Source organism: Novosphingobium sp. Leaf2 (genome assembly GCF_001421325.1).
Classification (GTDB): domain Bacteria; phylum Pseudomonadota; class Alphaproteobacteria; order Sphingomonadales; family Sphingomonadaceae; genus Novosphingobium.
Genome location: NZ_LMJY01000005.1, coordinates 104,075 through 117,378 on the forward strand (window position 1 = coordinate 104,075; position 13,304 = coordinate 117,378).

Genomic DNA, 13,304 nt, shown 5'->3' on the forward strand with positions numbered 1-13,304 from the left:
TCAGGCCTGCAAGCTAACTAAGCAGGGTTAAGGGAGAGAGTATGACGACGCCGAAACGCTGGCAGGTCACGGCCGCGAGCGCCCTGTGCATGGCTGCGGGCATGTCCGCGCTGTTCATGGGTTCCTTTCCGGTTTTTCTGGAGCCGGTGTCGAAGGATCTTGGGTGGGGGCGATCCGTGTTCCCCCAATTCATCACGATCCTCTCTCTCTCTTCTGCTCTGCTCATGCCGATCGGCGGGCGCATCATCGATAGGATCGGGGTTCGCTGGCCTGTGACCATCGGCCTTTTGATGATCGCCGCCGGTTTCGGGATGGTATCCTTGCTGAAGGATGCAGGTTTGCTGTTCTGGGGTGCTGCGCTGCTCATGGGCGCAGGAGCGGCGATATCAGGTCCGCCGGCTTTCGTTCCGCTGATCGCATCCTGGTACGACCGGAACCGGGCGCTGGCGCTTGGTTGCATCGTCTCGGTGGCGCCAGCGTGCAGCCAGGCCATCGTATCGCCGATGACGCAGCAATTGCTGGCCATTCTGGGCTGGCGCGCTGCATACCGTTCCTTGGGCATGATTGTGCTCGCAGCCGCCGTGATCGCTGCGCTCGGCTTTTTGCGCCCCCGCTCCCATATGCCTGGAGGACCAGAGATAATGGGTACCTCTTCAGGCGTAGGCGCGGCCATGCGTACTCCCACCTTCTGGCTGCTGGCTATCGGCGCCAGTCTGGGCAGCGCAACGGTGATCGGACTGACCGTCCATCTCGTGGCATGGCAGACCGGACGCGGGGTGGCCCCGGAAACCGCTGCCTTGGTTCTTTCAGTGCTCTTCATCACAGGTACGGCCGGCGCTTTCCTTGCCGGTTATGCGGCCGACAGGATACGCGATAGCCGCCTGCTCCAACTTTTCTACGCGCTGCCGATCGTCGGCATCGCCATCATGACCGCCAGTGTCGCCCTGCCCGCTTTGATGCTTGGATCGATTTTCATTGGCATAGCGATGGGCGCAACGACGGGCCTCGCCCCATTCTTTGCAACACGGTATTTCGGGCTGAAAGCGTCTGCCCAGATATTCGGTATCATCCTGTCACTGACGATGGTCGCTATCGGTCTGGCTCCGTTGCTTATTGGCCTTGGATATGACGTGTCGGGGAGCTATATTGTCCCCATGGCAGTCGCTGCGGTCGTTTTGGCCATCGCCACGGGATGCATCGGCTTGCTCGACTACTCGGCTGGATTTCGGCGCTCAGAAAGGCCGGCTGCGGATATCTATAATTAGGGCGAGGAGAGACCAAAAATGGTTGCAGGTCTGCCGACGGGCTCGTGCCGCGAAAAACGCCGTCGCGTCAGCGCATCCATGCCCTTGGGAGATCTCGCTGACAGCGTGGTCGGCAGCCGCCCACTCAACAAGCAGCCCTTTCTGATTGCCGGCAGCCTCGAAGATGAATTGCTGAACCAGGGTTGGCCAGCAGGCCGCCGGATCGGCGGAGAGGCGGTCCTGGCTGAACGCTACGGCGTCGGACGCGACGTATTCCGCGAGGTCGTGCGGCTACTGGAGGCACGCGACCATGCCAGGATGCGACGCGGACCCCACGGCGGTCTGGAGGTCGTTCTTCCCGACCTCGGCGAACTGATCGCCCGACTGGCGGGTTATGCTTATGTTTCCGACATGGACCGCAGTTCGATCATCGAAACCTGGATCTTGCTGCAGTCGGTAGGCATCCGGCTGATCGATGGCGTCCAGGATATTGACCGGCAGCATTTGGGGCGCGTGCTTCAGGAAGCTTGCCCACTGGGAGCCCGGGCGGTCGGTGAAGCGATTATCGCGGCAAGCGGTAACCGCATGCTGGCCGTGCTGGGCGATTTGATAGGCGCGCTTCTCCCGCCCTTTGCCGATGAAGGACTGCCGGCGGGCGCTGGCAGCATGATCGCACAGGCTGCTTCCGGCTTCGAAATGCTCGATTGGATTCGAACGGTCCAGCGGGCTTCGCTTGTCTCGCAACTGGATACCCATCCATCGGACCGCAAGGTTGCCCCTCCTTCCATCCCCCAGAGCAGCTGCTTCAAGGGTCAGGCGATGCAGCTGGTTCATGATCTGATGTCGGCTACGACCCCGGAACGCTGGACCAAGGGTGAACTGATCGGCAACGAGTTCGATCTTGCGGACAGGATGGGCGTTGACAAGAGCATCGTGCGGCAAGCCATTCGACTCATGGAGGATGCGGAAACCGCGACCGCCCTGCCGGGGCGCGGGCGGGGACTGGTTACGCGCTCGCCGAGCACGGCCCCGCTGAGCCGTTTGTTGTGCGCCTATTTCGTCGCTCATGGGGGCACTGTGGCAGACGGTGAAAGCCTGTTCGTGGCGCTGAGGATCGAATGTGTTGGCGCAGCGGCCGAGCGGACCGATGCCGAGGACCGGGTAACGCTTCTGGCGATGACCAGAGAGCTCGATGAGCTCAAAGCGCCGTTGCCCGTGTCAACGCTTCAGGAATATGAGCGATTGCAGCAACGCGCAGCGCATAACGATCTGCTCGGGTTGTCGATCGATGGGGTCAAGGCTTTCCTGACTTGGAAGATGCCGTCGTGCCCAGTGGTCTCGGCTGACGTTCTGTATACATACTGCACCCATACCCGGCGCGTAGTCACGGCTATCTGCGAGGGTGACAGGATGGCCGCCATCGAAGCAGAAGCAACTAAACTAAAAGAGCTACCGCAGCAGCCCTGACCCATGCGGATAGGCCGACAACGGTAGAGCCGCAACATACGTACCACGGGAATCGAGTAGGAGGGATTCTCGCTTTCCCCCTTCTCACGCCACCGGGCACACGTTCTACGTACCACGGCGGTTTCCGGCAATGTTGAGAGCGGTGTGATGATTGGCGAGGCTGGTGAAGCCTTGCCGTTTGAACCATGCTATGGTCATGGCCTCGGCAGTTTGGGGGGCTGCCTACCAGTCTCCACCATCCTTTTTCCCGAGAGAGCCAATGGCCACGCGCGCCATAGGGCCCGCAGCACATCGATGCTTTGCGGGGCGAGCGGGACCAGATGATCGCCGGCAATCTCCTCCTTGCGTTCGAGATGCCCTTCCACGGTTCTGTCGCAAAAATCTGCAGGTGGCGGTAGAGGAGGCGTTTGTTGGCATTTCCACGCAGAGGTAGAATGTTCAAGGGCCGCCATTTTGACCGACCGNGGTTCTGTCGCAAAAATCTGCAGGTGGCGGTAGAGGAGGCGTTTGTTGGCATTTCCACGCAGAGGTAGAATGTTCAAGGGCCGCCATTTTGACCGACCGGTGATCCTGCTGTGCGTACGCTGGTACCTGAGCTACSCCTTGAGCTTGCGAGACCTGGAGGAGATGATCGCAGAGCGTGGTATCCGACCGGACCATTCGACGATCCATCGCTGGGTGGTGCGCTATTCGCCGGTGCTGCTGGCAGCGTTCAATTCCCGCAAGCGCCCTGTGATGGGAAAGTGGCATGTCGATGAAACCTACATCAAGGTGAAGGGCGAGTGGACCTACCTCTACCGAGCCATCGACAAAGGCGGGGCAACGGTCGACTTCCTGTTTTCGCCGACCCGAAATCTCAAGGACGCGAAGCGCTTCTTCCGCAAGGCATATGCGCGCCATGGTCTGCCCAGGCAGGTAACCATCGACGGAAATCCGTCCATTGCAGAGCAGTTCAACCGCCTCGCGGTATAGTTCACCATTTCAAAGACTCAACACCGTCTCTAGCCGGCGTTTGCGACAGAACCGATGAAGATGGTTAGCCTCGCCGCACGGCTCCGCCTCCGTCTGGATCGTAGAATGTTCTGTTAGGACGACTTGTGCATTTCCTGCGAAGAGTTGGGCATAGAATGCAGCAGACCTTGTTTTTCAATGGCTTCGCCGAATAGTGACTAGACGAAACAGTAATCAAAATGCGAATCGTTCGCACTATGAGCAATCTTGAAGATGCCGGCCGCTTGGGCGATATCACCGCGTTCGAAGCCGAATGCCGCCAGGCGACGACGCTCGATCAGCTAAAATCCTTGCTCGATGCGATTGTGCGCCAGTTCGGATTCCGCTGGTTCGCATTGGTGCACAATGTCGACCTGAAACGCACCACCCGCAAAGCCCTGCTAATAACCACCTATCCGGTGCGCTGGGTCGAGGAGGTAATAGACGCGCGCCTCCATCTTGACGATCCGGTCCACGTCGCCTGCGCCAAGACCGTCTCCGGGCTCACCTGGGATCATATCGGCGATTATATCTCGCCCAATGCTCGCCAGCGTTCGATCCTTGAACGGGGTCGCGCACATGGACTGGCATCTGGGTTCACCATGCCGATCAGAATGCGCGACGAGCCCGACGCGATGTTCACCATAGCGCGCCGAGGCGATGACAAGATTTCAAGCCCGGACCTTCTCTCTGCCCGATTGATTGGCACGGTCGCGTTCGACCAAGCTCGAACCCTTCTCGGTCCCGATGAACTGGCAAACGTGCCGATACCGCTCAGCCCACGCCAGATCGACTGCATTGATCTGGTGGCACAGGGCAAAAGCGACTGGGAAATCGGACAGATTCTGGGTCTGAGCCGCGACACTGTGCACGAATATGTCGAAGGCGCGCGCCGACGTTATGGCGTCCGTCGTCGGACCCAACTTGTGCTTCGCGCTGTCCGCGACGGACATCTCAATATTGAGGCTCTCGTGTAGCAAGTAGATAGGCGGCTTATGATCACCCTTGCCGAAGTGCAGGCGTTTTGCACTGTGGCCCGCGCCGCTTCGACCCCTTATACACTCCTACAGGCTGTCGAAGGAATCACGGCAGCCATGGGCTTTCGCTATTTTGCGCTCGTGCATCACATCGACCTGCTGAACCCGGGAAGCACAGCCGTTCGCCTCGTCAACTATCCGAGAAATTGGGTTGATGCGTTCGAGGAGGGCCGACTGTACGCTGCTGACCCGATCCATCGTGCAAGCCATACGACAACCATAGGTTTCGCCTGGTCGAAGGTGGCGGCTATGATTTCACTCAATCCGCGGGACCACGCGGTATTGGCAACGGCTCGGTCTGCGGGCCTTGGCGAAGGGTTCACGATCCCTGCGCATGTCCCCGGCGAAGTAAACGGTTCCTGTTCCTTTGCCATGCGCACCGGGGAGGAACTCAATGCAGAGCAACTGCCGCTCGTCCAGCTTGTTGGCAGTTTCGCATTCGAAGCCGCCCGCAAGATAGCGCGCGCCACGATCGCCCCTATCGCGGCCGCGCCGCAACTTACCGAGCGTCAAATCGAATGCGTCGCGCTGGTTGCGCAGGGTAAAACCGATTGGGAAATCGCCAAAATTCTCGGGGTCGGCGCCGAAACCGTAACGCAGCATCTCAAGGATGCACGCGATCGCTACGGCGTAACCAAACGCACGATGCTCGCCATTCGTGCGCTCTTCGACGGCGCCATTAGCTTCACCGATATCCTGCGCTGACGATCCCTCCCCAGTTCTGGGGATAACGCAGATCATGACAAGCTGATCGAATGATCGCCTCACAAATGGAGGTGATCATGGTTGTTACAGGAAATGGTATCGAACACGCGCTGAGCGGCCGTGTATTCAGATCAATGTTTGAAGAGCGCAAACGCGTGTTTGTTGATCTACTGGGCTGGGACGTTCCCGTTCTCGCCCGTCGCTACGAGATCGATCAGTTCGATGATGATGAAGCCCTCTATATCGTTATCACCGATGAAACCGGCGAGCATGCCGGCTCTGCCCGTCTGCTCCAGACCGACCGGCCGCACATCCTCGATACCATCTTCCCCAACCTGTGCGATGGCGTACCGCCCACCGGCCCGACAGTTCGCGAAATAACCCGCTTCTGCTTGGCGCGCCGACTGAAGGCTCGCGAGCGCCTCGCCACGCGCAATCGCCTCGTCTCTGCCTTGGTCGAATACGCCCTCAGCAATGGCATCCTGACCTATACCGGCGTTGCCGAATGGGCATGGTTCCAACAGATCCTCGCGTTCGGATGGGAATGCCTTCCGCTGGGATTGCCGGACAACAACGATCCCCGCGGCCTGACGGCCATGCGGATCAATATTGCCCCGGATACCCCGCACCTTCTGCGTCAAGCCGGCATCTTCGCGCAGATCCATCTGATGGATCTTGATCGCGCCGCGGCATGAAATTCGGGAGAGATCGCATGGCTACCAAACCGCTGCCTGCAGCCGAGATCGAGGCCCACGGGTCAATTTACGAAACACTGATGCGCGAAGGCTTCTGCGTGCTTCAAGACATCATGCCCCCCGCTATTGTCCAGTTGCTGGCGAGAGATATGGCTCCGCACTTCGAGGCAACGCCATTTTGCGAAGGCGGTTTCTACGGCAGCCGCACCAAGAGGTTCGGCAGTCTGCTCAAACGTTCGAACCATGCGTCGGCGTTCATCCAGCATCCCCAGATCATGGCGATCGCGCAAGCTGTGCTCGGTCCGTGGTGCGACACGATCCAGCTCAATCTCGCTCAAGCTCTCGAGCTGCATCCCGGCGCACTGCCGCAATTTCCCCACCGCGATCAGGATATGTGGCGGGGCCAAACTGGCGAGGTTGAATATCTCCTCAACGTCATGTGGCCGTTCACCGAATATCGGCATGACAATGGCACGACCCTGATCTGGCCGCGCAGCCACGCCGCAAATGCGCTTACACCTGAACCTCCCGAGGATCCGGTGGCCGTGGAATGCAGTCCAGGATCTGCGATCATCTTCCTAGGCTCGACCCTTCATGGTGCTGGCGGCAACCAGTCATCGGGTGTGCGTCAAGGCATGATCGTAAGCTATTGCCTCGGATGGCTGAAACCATATGAAAATCAGTGGTTGGTCTATCCACCCGAGGTAGCACGGACGTTCTCTCCAGATTTGGCAGCTTTGGTCGGATACCAGCAACACCGGCCCAATTTGGGGAACTACGAAGGGCGATGCCCATCTCTTCTGCTCGGCGAGGAACGCTCCGACCATCTCGGCGCGATCGATGCCTTACGTCCAGATCAAACGGCAGCACTTGAGGAATTCCTTGCAGGGCAGCGCCACGTCCGCGCCGCATCGAGCGAAGACTGATTCCAGCGCGCTCCCCCCTTGTGGGGGGATTGCCCGAAAACGCCGGGCCGGGTTCAAAAGAGAGGTGATTTTCAACGGAGAGTGGTCGGCGCATTTTTAATGCAGCGGCGCTGAAAAGCGGAGAAATCAGATGCAGCGCCTGCGCCTTGCCCTTGCCGTTCCGATCATAGGGATGTCTGCCCAGGCGGCTCCTGCGTCCGCCAACGATCTGGGTTGCCAAGTTTTGCTTTGCCTCTCGAACCCGGGCGGTGCGATTCAGTACCCCGCCTGCGTGCCGCCTATGGTGAAGCTCTGGGAGCGTCTGGCATTAGGCGGCTCATTCCCCGGCTGCTCCGGTGGCGGCGTTGCGAAGACCAAGGTCTATGATCGCGATTCCGCTTCGCGGCGCCGGGTGGTGATGACGTTCACCGACGGGCGGCAGCAATCCTATTCGCTTGCGAATATTGAAAGCTTGCCAGCGTCTCCCAGCGAACAAGGGACCACACCACAGTGATCCTCGAGCTCGCAACCGTGGTCGGACTAGCGCAGCAATGCGCACCATCGGTTGCGGTCGAAACGCTTGTGTCGGTCGTCCATACCGAGAGTCATTTCAACCCCTACGCCATCGGCGTGAATGCGAAGGGTGTTGCCGCACCCAATCCCAGCGATCGGGTGTCGGCCGCCGCAGCCGCGCGATCACTCATTGCCCGCGGCTACAACATCGATCTTGGCCTGGGGCAAATCAACAGCGCAAATCTGAGGTGGCTTGGCCTGTCGGTCGATGACGCTTTCGATCCCTGCCGTAATCTCGCCGCAGCCGCACGCGTGCTGGCTTCCAACTATCTGAACGTTGTTCGCTCCAGCCCTTCTACAGAGGTCGCCATCGCGACCGCCATGTCGATGTACAATACGGGCAGTCGTTCGCGCGGGTTTGGAAATGGCTATGTCGGCCGCGTCTATGCGTCGTCGAATGTCGTCGTGCCAGCGATCAGGCGTCGAGCGATGCCAGAACCCGCCGCTTTGCCCGCGCCAGTATCGCCTGAACCAAAATTTACCCAGCGCCATCGGGCTTCCGCTCGCCGCGCGTCCAAAACGGATGGGACACCACTGCAAGAACGCAGACGGCATCATTGATGGTCTTTGGGGGAGCATCCAACAGTTCACCGAAAGGACAAGCCGAATGACTGCCTTAGCGACCAATTCCAAGATATGGTTGACGCCGCGCCGGCGCACTTTTGCGCAATATCTGGCGCTGTTTGTCGCGGTCGTTGTGGTGTCGCTCCTGCTCACCGATCCGGCCCACGCCCAATCAGCCGATGGCATCACGTCGATGGCGGAGAACATCAAGACCTGGCTGACCGGCACTTTTGCGAAAACCATCGCAGTGATCGCGGTCGTCATCGTGGGTTTCATGTTCTTCACCGGACGAGCGAGCCTGGGGCTCCTGGTCACCGTCATCGTCGGCATCTTCATCGTGTTCAGCGCGCAGTGGATCGTCGATACCATCACTGGCGGCGCGTGAGTGCGCTGGGATGGACGACGAAAAGCTTAGGGAGGAGACGCTCTTCCTGGCCGTGACCCGGCCGACGATGTGGTTGGGCGTTCCGATTGAAGCGTCGCTGCCGATCGCGCTGGCGGCGTGCCTGACGCTCATCATCACCGGCAACCCGCTTTATGCCTTTGCGCTAGCTGGGGCCTTTCTGGCTATAGCCCGATTGATCGTGCGGCACGACGCGAACGCCTTCCGCCTCCTGTGGCTCTGGACAATGACAAAGGCACGCTGCCGCAATCGGGGATGGTGGGGCGGTAGCTCCTACTCGCCCCTGCCGATCGATGGGGCGAAACGCCGAGGCTTCGCGCATGGCTAGCCGCGCCAGCTCGTTGGGCGGCGCTGCCGCCCGGACGCCGTGGCGGATCCTCAGACAAGAGGCCGACCCCGCGCGTTATCTCCCCTATGCGCGTCATATCGACGACAACGTCATCGCGCTCGACGGGCGCGATCTCATGATGATGTTCAAGCTCGATGGGCTCGCATTCGAGACCGCCGACCCAATCCATCTCAACGACTGGCACGAAAAGCTCAACGGCACGCTTCGTAATATCGCCGACGACCGTCTGGCGATCTGGACGCATATCGTCCGCCGGCCGATCACGGACTATCCCGAAGGCGAGTTTCGCTCGGCCTTTGCGGCCGACCTCGATGCAAAATACCGCGCGCGGGTGACCGCCAAGCGCATGTTCGTCAACGAGCTCTACCTGACGCTCATCATGCGTCCGTCCGTCGGATCGGCCGATCGTACCGGCGTGCTGCTTCGACGTCTGGTGTCGGCACGCAAGGAGAGGACCGAAGTCGACGAGGACGAGCTTGCGCGCTTTGAGGATAAAGCGCGTGACATCGAGAAGCTCCTCGCACGCTGCCGGCCCCAGCGCCTCCACTTGTACGAGCATAATGGCCTGATGTTCTCGCAGCCGCTGGAGGTGCTTGAACTGGTGATGATGGGCCGCGCTGGCAGGGTGCCCCTGGTCCGAGGCCATCTCGGCTCCGCCATCTATGGGGAACGGGTGATCTTCGGCCGCGAGACGGTTGAAGTGCGGGCGCATGACACAAGCCGGTTTGTCGGCCTTTTTGGCATCCGCGAATATCCGGCCATGACGCGGCCAGGGCAGATGAACGCGCTCCTCAGCCAAGATTTCGCATTCGTCGTAACGCAGTCCTTCGCGTTCATGGGCAAAGCGCGGGCCTCGGAGCGCTTGCGCCGTCGGCAGAACCAGATGGCCTCGACCGAGGATGCCGCTGCAAGCCAGGCGCTTGAACTGGCCGACGCGGCCGACGATCTGCAGAGCAATCGCTTCGTCCTGGGCGAGCATCATTTCTCGCTCGCGGTTTTCGGTGAAAATCAAAAACGCCTGGCCGAAAATCTCTCGACCGCACGGGCCGCCCTTGCCGACGCGGGTCTGGTAGCCGCTCGGGAGGGTCCGGCGCTGGAGGCCGCCTTCTGGTCGCAGCTTCCTGGCAACTTCGCATGGCGTGCGCGGCCAGCGGCGATCACGTCACGCAATTTTGCCGCGCTCTCACCGTTCCACACTTTCCCCGCCGGCAAGCCCGATGGTAATCACTGGGGCGCCGCGATCGCGTTGATGAAGACTGCAGCCCAGTCTCCTTTCTATTTCAACTTCCATGTGAACGATCTTGGCCACACGCTGATTATCGGACCGTCGGGCGGCGGTAAAACCGTCGTCCAGAATTTCCTGATGGCGCAGCTCGAGAAAACCGGCGCGCAGCAGATCTTCATCGACAAGGACCGAGGGGCCGAGATCTATGTGCGGTCATCCGGTGGCACGTATCTGGCGCTGCGCAACGGCGTGCCGACCGGGTTTGCGCCGCTGCGCGCGCTTGAGCAGACTCCAGGCAACATCGTCTTCCTCGGCCGACTGATCCGGCATTTGGTGACCCCCTCGGGCATCCAGCTCGGCGTCACGCAGGAGCGGATGATCGACGAGGGTATCCTCTCGATTGGACGCCTTCCCCCGGAGGAGCGGTCCATCCTCGCGCTTCGTCAATTGCTCGGACAGCGCGATCCGGAAGGGATAGGCGCGCGGCTTGAGAAATGGTCGCGCGGCGGTGCTCTCGGCTGGGTGTTCGACAATGACCGGGATGAGTTGACCCTCGAGGCCCGGTTCATCGGTTTCGACATGACGGATTTCCTCGACAATCCCGAGATCCGTACGCCGCTGATGATGTACATGTTCCACCGGATCGATGCCCTGCTTGATGGCCGTCGCCTCGTGATAGACATCGACGAGTTCTGGAAGGCGCTGGGCGATGATGCCTTCCGCGCCTTCGCGCAGGACGGCCTGAAGACCTACCGGAAGCAGAATGCCTTTCTGGTGTTCGGGACGCAAAGCCCGGCCGACGCTCTGCGATCGGACATCTCGCACAGCATAATGGAGCAGGTCGCCACCAAGATCCTCTTGCCCAACCCCCACGGCCGAGAAGTTGATTATATCGATGGCCTCGGCCTTACCCGTGCCGAGTTCAAGCTCATCAGAAACGATCTGATCCCCGAAAGCCGGCGGTTTCTGGTCAAGCAGGGTCACGATTCCATCGTGGTGGAACTGGATCTCGGCGGCCTGTCCGACGAGCTGGCCGTGCTCTCGGGCACCACCGAAACCGTCGAACTCCTCGATCAGGTTCGCCGCGAACATGGCGACGATCCCAGCCACTGGCTGCCCGTCTTTCACGAGCGCCGCCGCGCCACCACAGACAAGAAAGGATAAGGTCATGAAAGCAATACGAGCGCTCGCGATTGTCGGCGGATTGGCGATCTCCGTGCCGGCCTTCGCGCAGGGCATCCCGGTCTATGATTCCAGCACGTTTCTGCAGACCCTCTCGACGGTGAAGAACACCCTATCGATGATTGAACAGGGGAAGCAGCAAATTTCCCAAGCCACCGACATGTTCAACAGCGTCAACAAGCTGACGAACGTCAATCAGATTGCCTCTTCCCTGAACACCGACGCCGTTCGCCACCTCTTGCCGAGCGAGGCACGGGACATTCAGCGCCTTATGTCTTCGGACACGACAGGCCTCGGCAGTCTTGGGTCTTCCGCAGATCGGATTCGCAGCAACTACCGGGTCGATCTTCCCGCGCTTCGCCCTGACGCGACCGCTTTCGAGCGTTCGAACCGCGATTCCATTTCTCGCAATGGCGGAATGGCAGCGCGTGACGCGGCCATTGCCGAGGCAGCATATGGCGTTACCGCCCAGCGAACGACGGGTCTCGAAGAACTGCGCTCGTCGCTCGACACCGCGTCTGACGCGAAGGACGTGATGGATATTCAAGCCCGTGTCGGGGTGGAAAATGCGCATATCCAGAACGACGCGGTGCAACTCCAGGCTCTTACAATGAGGCAGCAGGCGGAGCAGCGCATTCGATCGCAGCAGGAGAGCGAGCAAATCTTAGCAAGTAAGCTCGGGAGCCTCCATCAATGAAGGCAACCATCTTCAAGACAATCGCGCTGTTGGCCCCGGCACTTCTGGTCGCGTGCCAACCCCCCGCCCGCGGAAAGGATTATCTCAAAGCTCACCCGAAAGAGCTCGCGGAAGTCCTGAAGGCGTGCGCCGATGGCACGCATCGCGACGCACAGGAATGCTCGAACGCAGAGAGTGTGAAGACGCTCAATCAAAAGCTGCGCTCGCTGTCGCCGGCCCATTGACCGTGATGGAAACATGAGATGGCCGACGGGCTCTTCACTACGCTTTACACGAACATCGACGGCAAGCTCGACATGTTCCTCAACGAGCGACTGAGCAATGTCATCGAGGTTGTGCGCGGCCCACTCGCGCTTGGTTTGGTCATCTACATCGCGCTGTTCGGCTACATGGTGATGCGCGGCATTATCAGCGAGCCGTGGGGCGAGCTGGTCTACCGAATGGTGAAACTATGTTTGCTTTACGTTGCGGCCACGACGGTCGCCTACACAGAGTGGGTAACAAACCCCCTGTTCCACGGCATGCCTGATGCGATCTCGCAGGCGTTGGCGGGGCATACTGTCACGAGCGTTGGCAACGTGTTCGACGACTATTTCAGCCAGTGTGACGTCATCATCGCGAGGATCGAGACCGAGGCGGCAACGTACAGCGATATCAACCCCTATAAGCTCGTTTTGTACGTCCTGAGCCTCGGTTTGAAAGCGCTGGCCGGACTGTCTGCGGCGATCGGGTTCTCGATCACGGTTTTCGCGAAGGTAGCGCTCGCCATCATCATCGCGCTCGGACCGATCTTTATCGCGCTTTCTCTCTTTGAGACTACGCGCAGACTGTTCCACGGCTGGCTCGGGCAGGCATTCAACTTCATCGTTCTGATGGCCGTGATCATCGCCATTACGGCCTTGATTACCGACCTTGGTGCGACCGCGATCACTGCGTCGGAAGGTGTCGGAGACGCGGCGCTGGGTGCGGTACTGTTCGCCGTCTATATCTTTCTGGGAACGATCTTCTTCTTTCAGGCCCCCTCGATCGCAACCGGCATAGCCGGCGGGGCTTCGGCCGGTGTCGGCGCCTTTGCCGGCTCGGCGTGGGGGACCGTGGCGGCGCCGTTCCAGCAACGCCGCATCGCTCGCAACAGTCGCAATCTCGAAAAGGCCGCTCAGCAGGGCGGTTCAGTGAGCCGCGCATGAAGACAAGAAGGACCCAAAGATGAGGCGATCCATGATAGGCCGCGCGCTGCGCCAGGCAGCGCTCGCCAGCGCCTTGCTTCC

General features: G+C 60.2%; 15 protein-coding genes. All 15 read left to right on the forward strand.

The features are described from left to right. The first annotated feature begins 41 nt into the window (after positions 1-41). The 15 genes from ASE49_RS05130 (at position 42) to ASE49_RS05200 (ending at position 13,223) form a co-directional block, all read left to right on the forward strand. On the forward strand, positions 42-1,265 hold the full coding sequence (locus tag ASE49_RS05130) for an MFS transporter (RefSeq protein WP_056769045.1): 1,224 nt from the start codon (positions 42-44) through the stop codon (positions 1,263-1,265). A gap of 18 nt (positions 1,266-1,283) precedes the next feature. Further along, complete coding sequence (locus ASE49_RS05135; RefSeq protein WP_200921979.1) at positions 1,284-2,711, forward strand: hypothetical protein; 1,428 nt, start codon at positions 1,284-1,286, stop codon at positions 2,709-2,711. 534 nt (positions 2,712-3,245) lie between these two features. Beyond that, entirely contained in the window at positions 3,246-3,683 is a 438-nt protein-coding gene (locus ASE49_RS05140) for an IS6 family transposase (protein ID WP_268778238.1), read from the forward strand. 236 nt (positions 3,684-3,919) lie between these two features. Further along, complete coding sequence (locus tag ASE49_RS05145) at positions 3,920-4,678, forward strand: LuxR family transcriptional regulator (protein ID WP_056769046.1); 759 nt, start codon at positions 3,920-3,922, stop codon at positions 4,676-4,678. An 18-nt stretch (positions 4,679-4,696) separates the two neighbouring features. Next, positions 4,697-5,443 (forward strand): LuxR family transcriptional regulator, encoded by a 747-nt coding sequence (locus tag ASE49_RS05150; protein WP_056769047.1) that lies wholly within the window; start codon positions 4,697-4,699, stop codon positions 5,441-5,443. 65 nt (positions 5,444-5,508) lie between these two features. Further along, positions 5,509-6,138, forward strand: a complete 630-nt coding sequence (locus tag ASE49_RS05155) for an acyl-homoserine-lactone synthase (protein WP_235522845.1) — start codon at positions 5,509-5,511, stop codon at positions 6,136-6,138. A gap of 17 nt (positions 6,139-6,155) precedes the next feature. Continuing rightward, on the forward strand, positions 6,156-7,064 hold the full coding sequence (locus ASE49_RS05160; RefSeq protein WP_056769048.1) for a phytanoyl-CoA dioxygenase family protein: 909 nt from the start codon (positions 6,156-6,158) through the stop codon (positions 7,062-7,064). 130 nt (positions 7,065-7,194) lie between these two features. Next, complete coding sequence (locus ASE49_RS05165) at positions 7,195-7,557, forward strand: hypothetical protein (RefSeq protein WP_056769049.1); 363 nt, start codon at positions 7,195-7,197, stop codon at positions 7,555-7,557. Then, positions 7,554-8,177 carry a lytic transglycosylase domain-containing protein gene (locus ASE49_RS05170; RefSeq protein WP_235522846.1) on the forward strand — a complete coding sequence of 208 codons (624 nt, stop codon included), beginning with the start codon at positions 7,554-7,556 and terminating at the stop codon, positions 8,175-8,177. The genes ASE49_RS05165 and ASE49_RS05170 overlap by 4 nt, the downstream gene beginning before the upstream one ends. Before the next feature lie 46 nt (positions 8,178-8,223). Then, positions 8,224-8,565: a TrbC/VirB2 family protein gene (locus ASE49_RS05175; RefSeq protein ID WP_056769050.1), complete on the forward strand. Its 342-nt coding sequence runs from the start codon at positions 8,224-8,226 to the stop codon at positions 8,563-8,565. A 10-nt stretch (positions 8,566-8,575) separates the two neighbouring features. Beyond that, positions 8,576-8,911: a type IV secretion system protein VirB3 gene (locus ASE49_RS05180; RefSeq protein WP_056769051.1), complete on the forward strand. Its 336-nt coding sequence runs from the start codon at positions 8,576-8,578 to the stop codon at positions 8,909-8,911. Then, on the forward strand, positions 8,904-11,321 hold the full coding sequence (locus tag ASE49_RS05185; RefSeq protein WP_056769052.1) for a VirB4 family type IV secretion/conjugal transfer ATPase: 2,418 nt from the start codon (positions 8,904-8,906) through the stop codon (positions 11,319-11,321). The genes ASE49_RS05180 and ASE49_RS05185 overlap by 8 nt, the downstream gene beginning before the upstream one ends. A gap of 4 nt (positions 11,322-11,325) precedes the next feature. Next, positions 11,326-12,036 carry a type IV secretion system protein gene (locus ASE49_RS05190; RefSeq protein ID WP_056769053.1) on the forward strand — a complete coding sequence of 237 codons (711 nt, stop codon included), beginning with the start codon at positions 11,326-11,328 and terminating at the stop codon, positions 12,034-12,036. Then, positions 12,033-12,260, forward strand: a complete 228-nt coding sequence (locus ASE49_RS05195) for an EexN family lipoprotein (RefSeq protein WP_056769054.1) — start codon at positions 12,033-12,035, stop codon at positions 12,258-12,260. Before ASE49_RS05190 ends, ASE49_RS05195 begins: the two co-directional genes overlap by 4 nt. A gap of 18 nt (positions 12,261-12,278) precedes the next feature. Further along, the gene (locus ASE49_RS05200) at positions 12,279-13,223 is read left to right on the forward strand and encodes a type IV secretion system protein (protein WP_056769055.1); all 945 of its coding nucleotides are present in this window, start codon (positions 12,279-12,281) and stop codon (positions 13,221-13,223) included. The last annotated feature ends 81 nt before the right edge of the window (positions 13,224-13,304 follow it).